This window comes from Actinomyces urogenitalis DSM 15434, assembly GCF_000159035.1.
Classification (GTDB): Bacteria; Actinomycetota; Actinomycetes; order Actinomycetales; family Actinomycetaceae; genus Actinomyces; species Actinomyces urogenitalis.
Genome location: NZ_DS999574.1, coordinates 717,660 through 726,742, shown reverse-complemented (window position 1 = coordinate 726,742; position 9,083 = coordinate 717,660). Strand labels below are relative to the sequence as shown.

8 protein-coding genes and 1 pseudogene are annotated in these 9,083 nt (G+C 71.3%); 1 reads left to right on the top strand and 8 read right to left on the bottom strand.

Annotation, left to right across the window (positions count from 1 at the left end; genetic code table 11):
* The 8 genes and pseudogenes from HMPREF0058_RS12645 to larE form a co-directional block, all read right to left on the bottom strand.
* A pseudogene (locus HMPREF0058_RS12645) lies at positions 1 to 373 on the bottom strand (hypothetical protein); the annotation flags it as partial.
* 270 nt (positions 374 to 643) lie between these two features.
* Positions 644 to 1,336: a hypothetical protein gene (locus HMPREF0058_RS03155; protein WP_006548234.1), complete on the bottom strand. Its 693-nt coding sequence runs from the start codon at positions 1,334 to 1,336 to the stop codon at positions 644 to 646.
* An 87-nt stretch (positions 1,337 to 1,423) separates the two neighbouring features.
* On the bottom strand, positions 1,424 to 2,383 hold the full coding sequence (locus tag HMPREF0058_RS03150) for a HoxN/HupN/NixA family nickel/cobalt transporter (RefSeq protein WP_006548233.1): 960 nt from the start codon (positions 2,381 to 2,383) through the stop codon (positions 1,424 to 1,426).
* Positions 2,384 to 2,427: 44 nt separating this feature from the next.
* The gene (larC, locus tag HMPREF0058_RS03145) at positions 2,428 to 3,921 is read right to left on the bottom strand and encodes a nickel pincer cofactor biosynthesis protein LarC (protein WP_006548232.1); all 1,494 of its coding nucleotides are present in this window, start codon (positions 3,919 to 3,921) and stop codon (positions 2,428 to 2,430) included.
* A gap of 48 nt (positions 3,922 to 3,969) precedes the next feature.
* Positions 3,970 to 4,680, bottom strand: a complete 711-nt coding sequence (gene larD / locus HMPREF0058_RS03140) for a D/L-lactic acid transporter LarD (protein WP_006548231.1) — start codon at positions 4,678 to 4,680, stop codon at positions 3,970 to 3,972.
* Between the two features lie 151 nt (positions 4,681 to 4,831).
* A complete protein-coding gene (gene larA / locus HMPREF0058_RS03135; protein ID WP_006548230.1) occupies positions 4,832 to 6,106 on the bottom strand; it encodes a nickel-dependent lactate racemase in 1,275 nt (424 codons plus the stop codon).
* An 84-nt stretch (positions 6,107 to 6,190) separates the two neighbouring features.
* A complete protein-coding gene (gene larB, locus HMPREF0058_RS03130; protein ID WP_204372429.1) occupies positions 6,191 to 6,946 on the bottom strand; it encodes a nickel pincer cofactor biosynthesis protein LarB in 756 nt (251 codons plus the stop codon).
* On the bottom strand, positions 6,939 to 7,835 hold the full coding sequence (gene larE / locus HMPREF0058_RS03125) for an ATP-dependent sacrificial sulfur transferase LarE (RefSeq protein WP_050765636.1): 897 nt from the start codon (positions 7,833 to 7,835) through the stop codon (positions 6,939 to 6,941). Before larE ends, larB begins: the two co-directional genes overlap by 8 nt.
* 94 nt (positions 7,836 to 7,929) lie before the next feature.
* Here larE and HMPREF0058_RS11700 point away from each other — a divergent pair, with 94 nt between their 5' ends.
* On the top strand, positions 7,930 to 9,069 hold the full coding sequence (locus tag HMPREF0058_RS11700; protein WP_006548227.1) for a helix-turn-helix domain-containing protein: 1,140 nt from the start codon (positions 7,930 to 7,932) through the stop codon (positions 9,067 to 9,069).
* The last annotated feature ends 14 nt before the right edge of the window (positions 9,070 to 9,083 follow it).

Sequence of the window (9,083 nt, the reverse complement as noted above, 5' to 3'; positions counted from 1 at the left end):
TGTTTGCCGGGGCCTCGGCCGGTGCCAGGCGAGCCGAGGGCGCGCCCGCCGCGACGCCGTCGCCCTCCCCGGGAGCGTCGAAGTCCTCGTCCTCGTACTGGGGCCCGGCGTCGTCTGCGAAGTCGCGCGGATCGGCGACCTCGAAGACGTGCTCCTCGTCCAGCGCAGTGTCCTGGGGCTGCTCGGTCTGGGCGTGTGCGCCGTCGGCCTGGGGGACCTGGGGGGCCGGACCGCCACCGGCGGCGTGAGAAGGAAGGGACCGGCTCTGCTGAGCACGCGCCCACCCGCCCAGAAAGGCGGACAGGGGTGCGGCACCTGGGGCGGAGGAGGCGGCCTGAGGGTCGGGCGCGGGCACGGCGTCGGGAGTGGTCATAGGGGCATGTTCCCACGACCAGGTGAACACCGGGCGACATTGCCCAGCGTGACGGCCCGACCACTAGTTCCGCCTCCGACCACGCACTCCCCGACGGACCACCTATGTGCCGACGGACCACCAATGACCGACCACACACTCCCCCACCGACCACGCAATGCGCCATCGACCACGTGATTCGCGCGATTACCGTGGTCGGTGGCGCAACAGGTGGTCCATCGCAACGTAGGCGGTCGGTCGCGGCGCAGAGAACGCGAGAGGAACCAGGCCTCAGTCGAGCAGGCCGGCCCCAGCGCGCCGCGCCGCCTCGTCCAGCTCCGCTGCGGTAGCCAGGAGCGCAGAGTCACGCCGCGTCACCCGGTCAGCCAGGGCGTCGGCGTCGTCCTCGATCCACACCGGGCTCGAGCCGGCCGCGAGCGCACGCAAGAACCGCGCCACCACGCGCAGCAGCCCCGCGATCGCTGGCACCGAGCCCTCCACCTGCCCCGCGAGCACAGCGTCGATCGCCTCACGCACCTGCGCGGGCGAGGGGGCCGGCTGGGCCTGGGCCAGGGCCGCCTGCGCACGTGCCGTAGCGGCGTCGTCAGCCTCCGTCAGGTCCACCGTCGTGGCATAACGCCGCTCCACCAGCGCCGGATCGCGCCGGATCCACTCGCGTACCAGGAACAGGCGCCACAGGGTGCCGGGAAGGGTCGTGGCCGGGGAGTCCGCCCACAGCTCAGCGACGTCGTCAACGCCGTGGCTCGCCACCGCCCGCACCACGCCCTCGCGGGTGAGGGGACCGGTGAGCTCCTCGTGCGGCGCGCCGCCCTCGTCCTCGCCCGAGGCAGTCGCGAAGCCGCCGATGAGCGCCTGGGCCGCCAGGTGCGCGAGCTCAGAGGCGACGGCGGTGTCCTGGCTGCCCTCGATGTTCTCGGCAGCCTCAGGGTCCAGCCGGGCGGGGCGGTGGAACTGGCGGGTCATAGCGTCTCCTTCGCGGTCGCTGGCCGACGGCGCAGCCGCGGCAGGCCCCTATTGTCTCGCACCTGCGCGCACCCTCGGCGGGCTGCCTCAGGCCAGACGCGCCACCTCGGCGTGCGCGGCGGCGTGGGCGGCACGTGCCTGACGACGCCGCACCACGGCGATCGCCAGCGTGCCCAGCACCGCCAGGGCCACCAGCCCCCAGCCGATGGGTTCGGTGTCAAAGGAGGCGACCTCACGGCCGGTGACCTCGCCCAGGATCTCCAGGGCCGTGCCGGTGGCCACCAGGACCGCGCAGCAGATCGAGATGGCCGTGACCACCGTGTTGAAGCGGGCGCGGGTTGAGGCCGCGGCCGAGGTGTACACGTGCAGCATGAGGTTGGCGTTGACCGAGTCGCCCAGCGTCATGGCGGCGGTGAAGGCCAGCGGCAGCGCCATGAGGACGAAGGGGCTGGCTCCAGAGGTGGTCGCCAGGGCGGTGATCATGAGCAGGCTGATGGTCGAGGCAGTGTCGAAGCCGAGCCCGAACAGGATGCCGAAGAGGTAGATGTGTCCGGCGTGGCGCACGTGGGACAGCGGCCGGGTCAGCAGGCGAGCCCACGGGCCCTTGGGGCCCTGAAGGTCGTGGTGGTGGGTGAGGTTGGGGACGTTGGCCGCGGCCACGGCCAGCAGGTAGACCGCCGAGACCCCGGCGCCGGTGAGCCCCAGGATCGTGGCAGCGCGTGAGCTGGGGTCAAGAGCGGTGCGGATCCAGCTGGCCCCCATCGCCACGGCCAGGCCCGCCACAAGCACCACCGTGGAGTGCCCCAGGCTGAAAGCCAGGCCCACGCCGTTGGCGTTGCGCTTCTCGCCCAGCAGCTTGCGCGTGGAGCCGTCAATCATGCACAGGTGGTCAGCGTCCAAGGCGTGGAGGAGGCCGCGGGTGTAGGCGAAGCCAGCCAGTGCCACCGGGATCGCACCGCTGGCGTGGCCGATGACGAGGAAGAGGACAGCCAGGGCGTGGACGCCGGCGACGACGAGGATCGTGGGCAGGTGCTTGGGACGAGTCATGATGGCTTTCTGGTGCGCAGGCGGGTCAGGTTGGAGGGGCTGAGTCAGGACTGGTCGGCAGGCGCCCGGGCACCGGCGACCCACCCGGCGGCCACGATGGCGGCGGCGGCACGCTGCTCGACGTCGCGCTCGGTCAGACCGCTGGCGGCCGCAGCCTGGGCCAGTGAGGACCACTCGGCCTGGGCGTGGACGATCCGCCCGTCACGGTGACCGATCTTGACGCTCAGCGCCTGGGCCCCGCCGGGCAGGTCCAGGCTGACGGTGGCCCAGGTGCGGTTCAGGACCGTGCGGGTCACGGCCATCTCACGCACGCCCAGCGTCGTGGTGCGCGTCAGCAGGACCTCGACGACGGCGTCGCGGTGGCCTGCGTCGGTCAGCGCGCTCAGGGTCAGGGCCGGCCGCCCTTTCTTCATGTGGATGGCGGTGGCCCAGGCGTCGACGGCGCCTGCCGCCAGGAGCGCGTCGATGACGCCGGGAACGAGCCGGTGGTCGAGGTCGTCGACGTTGGCGGCGACCTCGGTGAGCACCGTGGGGGTCGTCCCGTCAGGGCCGACGGCGGAGCTCACCTGCCCCTGCCCGCCTGCCGGGACGTCCTGGGGTCGGTCAGCCGGTGCGATCGCGGTCGTGTCCGTGAGCACGGCCCGCACCACGTTGGCCCAGCCGGGGAAGTCCTTGCCGCCGGCGCCCACGCCAGCCACGGAGGGCACGCCGGCTGGCATGTCCGTNCAGCGTGAGGCCAGGGCCCGGATGAGCGCCAGCCCCGTCGGCGTGGCCAGCTCGCCGATATCGCGGCGGTCGGCGACGGCGGCCGGCGCCTCCTCGTGCCCGTGCGTATGGGCGTGCTCGTGACCGGCCTGGGCCGCGTCGTGCACGTGGCCATGACCGTGATCGTGATCGTGACCGTGACCGTGATCGTGGGCATGGTCGTGCGCGTGCGTATGACCGTGGTCGTGGGAGTGGTGGTGCGCCGCCGGGTCGTACTCCCCCGGGAGTGAGCGCACCTGCCAGCCTCGGGTCAGCTCCAGCACGGCTGGGGCCGGCACCGGCATGAGGCCGTGGGCGGCCTTGATCCGGCCGTTGCCCAGGGCGACCCAGGAGGCCTCGACCTCATCGACTCCCAGCAGGCGCAGCGCCTCGCACACACCCACCACGTCCCCGATCGCGTCCAGGCCGCCCACCTCGTGGAAGTGGACGTCTGCCACGCTCATCCCGTGAACATGGGCCTCCGCCACGGCCAGGCGCTCAAAGGCAGCCAGGGCACGACGTCGGGTGACCTCGGCGAGCGCGGCGCGAGTCAGCAGCGAGCGGATCGCGGACCAGGTCCGCTCCACCGTCTGCTCCCCCACCTGGATGACGCGAGCATGGGTGGCGCGCATGGCACCACGCACCACCTCCTCGCGCCGCAGCTGAATCGCTCCTGGGGCCACGGCGTCCAGGGCCGCCTGGATCCCCTCCACCGGGGCGCCGGCGTCAATCAAGGCACCCAGCAGCATGTCGCCGGCAACTCCGGCGGTGGCATCGATCCAGAGCGTGGTCATGAGGTCTCCTTGGACAGTAGCGACGAAGCGGTCACCCGGCAGTGAGGGTCAGGCGAAGTGCATGGCAGAGGCGGCCAGGGCCGCGAGCGCCGCACCGACGAAGGGAGCGGTCCCCGGCACGATGAGCCCGTATGCCCAGTCGTTGTCCGTCTTGTTGCCAATGGGCAGGACCTGGTAGGCCAGGCGCGGGCCCAGGTCACGAGCCTGGTTCATGGCGAATCCGGTGGTACCGCCCAGACCCATACCGATGGCCCACACGATCAGGCCCACGCCGATGGGCAGCTGGGACTCGTAGTTCTTGGCCACGGCGAAGATGGCGGTGAGGAAGATCGTGGTAGCCACGACCTCCACGAGGTAGTTGCGCGGCAGGTTCCGCTCACCGGGGTTGGTGGAGAAGATGTTGCGGATCTTGATGGGGTCCACCTCCTGCTCGGAGGTGCGGAAGTGGTCGGCGTACATGAACCACACCAGGCAGGCCCCCACGAAGGCGCCGAGGAACTCGGCGATGACGTAAGGCACGAACCAGGACCACGGGATCATGCCGAGGATGGCCTGGGCCAGAGCCATGGCAGGGTTGATGCACACGCCGCCGAAGATGAACAGGCACACGCTGATGCCAAAGGCCCAGGTCGTGATGGCGAAGAGGTGACCAGAACCGGCGTACTTGGTGCGCTTGAGGACGTCGTCGCAGTGGACGCCGACGCCGAACAGGATCATCAGGCCGGTTCCCAGGAACTCAAAGAGAAGGTGCTGCCACATGGCGGTACTCCTGTGGGTTGGAGGTGGAAGGGTGAGGGTGGTGGGTCGGGACGGGTGCGCCCGGTCAGCCCAGTCAGGGAGCTGCCGGGGACGGTCAGGGCCGGCCAGGGAACTGGTCTGCCGGACGCGCCCGCGCTTGTGGTGGGGTGGGTTACTGGACGATGACGCTCAGGCCGTCGCGGATGACGGCGACCTTGGCGTCAGGTCCCTCGATCTCCAGGGCACGTGCAAGCGCCTGCTCGAAGGTGGGGACCAGCTCCATGTGCATGTCCGTGACGAGGTTGGGCTGGACCAGGTCGGACACAACGATGACGTGGTGGTGGACCAGGATGCGGGCCAGGATCTGGCTGGTCCACTGGTCCGGGATGGTCTCCAGACGCGGGGTGGCGATCGCGGCGTCGAGGAACTCCTTGGGGTCGGCGACGTCAGCGATGTTGTGGTAGAAACCCTCGCCCCCGTGGCCGTCGGCGCAGCCGGCGACCATGATGATGACGCCGCCCTCCTTGTTGGTGGCCTCGGCCGCGGTCATGCCCTTGACCGCCTGGTAGATGTTCTGGTCCAGGGGGAAGCCGCCGTTGGTGGACACGGCGATGTCGCAGGGCACAGCCGGCACGGAAGCCAGCTCGCGCACGAAGTCGCATCCGACCTTGTGAGCCTCGACCATGTCCCCGGCGAAGGAGCCGATGATGTGCTTCTCCCCGTCCAGCACCACGTTGACGATGAAGGCCAGGCCCGCGGTGCGCGCGGCCCACTCCATGTCCTTGTGGATGGGGTTGTCCTGCAGGTTGCCGGTGCGGGCCTGGGGCGAGTTGATGAACTCCCCAGAGTGGTTGGCCATGATCGTCTTGTAGGAGGCAACGCCCGGCAGGACGGCCTTGCGCCCGCCGGAGAAGCCGGCGAAGAAGTGGGACTCGATGAAGCCCTCAGCCAGAAGGAGGTCAGCCTCGTAGGCGATGCGGTTGATGATGGCGTCCCCGCCGCTGGGCAGCTGGCCGATCTTGACCATGGCGTCGTCGTCGGTGGAGACGTGCATGACGATCTCCTCGTTGTCGACGATCTCCTGGCCGTACTTGCTCACCAGCTCCTCCCGGGTGGAGGGGCGGTGGAAGCCGGTGGCCACGAGGATGCGCACGCGGGCGTCGGGGGCGACGGAGCGGATACGACGCAGGATGATGGGGGTGATGATGTGGCTGGGGACGGGACGGGTGTGGTCGGAGGAGATGAGGACGATGTCCTTCTTGCCCCGGGCCAGCTCCTCCAGCGTGGGAGAGCCGATGGGGTTGTCCAGCGACTTCTCGACCGTCTGTGCCTCAGTGAGCGGGTTGTGGTAGTCCTCCGCCCCGGACTGGATGAGGCCGGCGAAGCTCTTCTCCGGGATCGTGGCCTCGATGGTGCCGTGGTCGTAGGGGAGCTTGAAGGTGGGCATGGTTCCTTCTCTTCGTGTCAGGGTGGTGAGGTCTGGGGCGAGGACGACGGCGCAGCCAGGCGGCGCCGCGCGCGGTGGGCCGGGCTAGCTGGCTGGTCGCGGGGCGGTGATCTGCGCTGCCAGGTGGGCAGCCCCGTAGCCGTTGTCGATGTTGACCACGCCCACGCCGGGGGCGCAGGAGTTGAGCATGGTCAGCAGCGGGGCAAGTCCCTCGAAGGCGGCGCCGTAGCCCACCGAGGTCGGCAGGGCGATGACCGGGCAGGACACCAGCCCTGCGATCAGGCCTGGCAGGGCCCCGTCCATCCCGGCCGCCACGACGATGGCGCCGGCCGAGCGGAAGGTCTCCAGCCTGGCCAGGGTGCGGTGCAGACCCGCGATGCCGACGTCGGCCACGAGCTCGGCCTGGCGCCCCAGGTAGCGGGCGGTCAGCAGCGCCTCACGGGCCACCGGCAGGTCGGAGGTCCCGGCGCAGGCGACGACGACCATCTCCCCGGCTGGCTCAGGCACCTGGGGCGGCCAGGCCACCAGACGCGCCACAGGGTCATAGGCGGCGTCAGGCAGCTCGGTCAGCACCGCCTCGGCGCGCTCGCAGTCAGCGCGCGTAAACAGGTGCGGCATCTGCGGGTGCTCACGCACGAGGGCGGCGATAGTGCGCAGGTCGGCAGGTGACTTGCCCTCGCAGTAGATGGCCTCGGGATAGCCGCGGCGCTGGGCGCGGTCCAGGTCGAGCTGGACGACGCCGTCGCTCGCCTGCGTCCGACTGCTCGCCGTGGTCCCAGGCGCGCTCTGCCCACCCGGGCGCGGGGTCGGCGTCGGCATTCCTGGCTGCGTCTCAGTCACGGGGCACCTGCCGCAGGAGCGAGAGGCTGAACAGACCGGACTGCAGCCCGGCCAGGTCCAGCGCGACGTGGAGGAAGCCCGCCTCGCGCACCCCGGCGATGAGGGCGTGGCGCACCTCCTCATCAGCCAGGCAACCGATCTGGGCGACCGGGACCTCGATGCGGGCCACCGTGCCGTGGTGGCGCACGCGGCAGTCGCTAAAGCCCTGGGCGCGGACCACGGACTCGGCGTCCTCGATCTGGCGCAGCTTAGTGGGCGTGACCTCCTCGCCGTGCGGGATGCGCGAGGCCAGGCACGGGGACGCCGGCTTGTCCGCCACCGGCAGGCCGAGGGCGCGGGCCAGGGCACGGACCTGCGGCTTGGCGAGGTGGGCGTCAGCCAGCGGGCGCAGCACGCGGTGCTCGGTCGCCGCCCGGGCACCGGGGCGGTCCGGGCGGCGCGAGTCGTCAGCGTTCTCTCCGTAGGCGACGGCGTCCAGGTGGTGCTCGGCGACGATGCGCTCGTCAATGGCGGTGAACAGGGCCGACTTGCAGTAGTAGCAGCGGTCCAGGCCGTTGGCGCGGTATCCGGGAAGGTCCTGCTCGCCCGGATCGAACTCGACGAGCTCGACGCCGATCAGCGTGGCGACCTTACGGGCGATGGCGTGCTCGGAGGCGGCCAGTGAGGCAGACACGCCGAGCAGGGCGACCACGTTCTCGCGGCCAAGGACCTCGGCGGCCACGGCGGCCAGCAGGGCCGAGTCCACGCCCCCGGAGTAGGCCACTCCCAGGCGCTGGGTCCCGGCCATACCTGTACGCAGGGCCTGGGCGAGGGCGTCGTAGGAGGCGCGCTCGCCCGGGGCGAGCCGGTCGCGGACCGAGGTGGCAGCAGGTGCGTGAACTGTGAGCACGAAAAAAGAAGCGTAGGGTCGGATGCATGGCAAAAAACTGGTTACCTAGCACCAGACTGGCCGCCTCTCCTGGCTCGGCACCCCTGGGGCCTCGATGACACCGCGCCGCACCAAGACCCCCGCAATCGCAGGCATTTCCACCCTCCAGGCCGAGGTGCTCCAGCACGTGGCGAACGAGGAAGCCACCCGTGCCGGCGACGCCCGGCGCGCACGCGCGCTGCTGCTCGCCACCCAGGGTGTGAGCAACGCGACCCTGGCTCGCCAGACAGGCGCCTCGCCGACGACGACCCTGGCCTGGCGCCGCCAGATGGCTGCCGATGGTCTGGCCAGCCTGGCGCTGCGCCGCTCCGGCAGCGGGCGGCCCGGATCGATCCCCGGGCTGGAGCTGGCCCGCGTCGCAGACACCCTGACCCGCAACGAGCACTCACGCCAGCCCCTGTCCTCGCGGGCCCTCGCCATCCGCCTCGGGGTGTCCGCCTCCACCTTGACCCGGGTGCGGGCCGACCTGCGCATTGGCCAGGGATCGTCTCCGCCACCGCGCCACCACCTGGTGGAGGTGGTGGGGGTGCTCGTGGCGCGCGAGCTCGCCGCCGTCGCCGTGGCGCTGGACCCGGCGACGAACGCGGTCTTCCTGCGCTCACGGCGAGGCCCCCACATGCGCGGCTCCTGCCCAGGTGGCCTCGTGGCCGCCATGGGCGCCGTGGACCTGCTGCGTGCGCACTACCTGGCCGAGCCCGCGCGGCAACCGGCCACGCCTCATCACGCCGAGGAGCTCGCCAAGGAGGTCAATGCCCGCTGGGAGGGCTTCCTCACCGAGCTGGCGAGCCAGTGGCCCACAGGGGCGCATCTGCACGTGGTGGTCACCGGAGCGGTGCAGATGCCCGGCGGCCCCGCTTTCGGCTCACTCGCCCCGCGCCGAGGCCCAGCGCTGCTGCGCGTACGGCATACAGCCTCGGCAGGCTGGGCACACGGCCGCATGACGATGATCGCGCGTGTCCTGCGTGCTGCGGGAGGCCGCGAGAACCTCACGGCTCTGCCACAGCTGCTCGCAGCCCTCGACCGCGCGCTGGCGGACCTGGAGCCCGGCCACGGGGCAAGGGGCGGGACGAGGACCAGGGAGGCTGCGGCGTCGGCCCACGAGCAGGGCCTGGTGTGGGTGGCGCCGCGTGAGCTCGCCGAGGCCGCCGCCCGCCGTTCACGAGCCGATCTCATTGAGCGCACCCGCGGCTTCTGAGCCGGCCCGCCGGC

What these genes read in the sequence shown, in the direction of transcription:
- HMPREF0058_RS03155 (WP_006548234.1), bottom strand. Translation starts at nt 1,336, where the DNA reads ATGACCCGCCAGTTCCACCGCCCCGCCCGGCTGGACCCTGAGGCTGCC.
- larD (WP_006548231.1), bottom strand. Translation starts at nt 4,680, where the DNA reads ATGTGGCAGCACCTTCTCTTTGAGTTCCTGGGAACCGGCCTGATGATC.
- HMPREF0058_RS03150 (WP_006548233.1), bottom strand. Translation starts at nt 2,383, where the DNA reads ATGACTCGTCCCAAGCACCTGCCCACGATCCTCGTCGTCGCCGGCGTC.
- HMPREF0058_RS11700 (WP_006548227.1), top strand. Translation starts at nt 7,930, where the DNA reads ATGACACCGCGCCGCACCAAGACCCCCGCAATCGCAGGCATTTCCACC.
- larA (WP_006548230.1), bottom strand. Translation starts at nt 6,106, where the DNA reads ATGCCCACCTTCAAGCTCCCCTACGACCACGGCACCATCGAGGCCACG.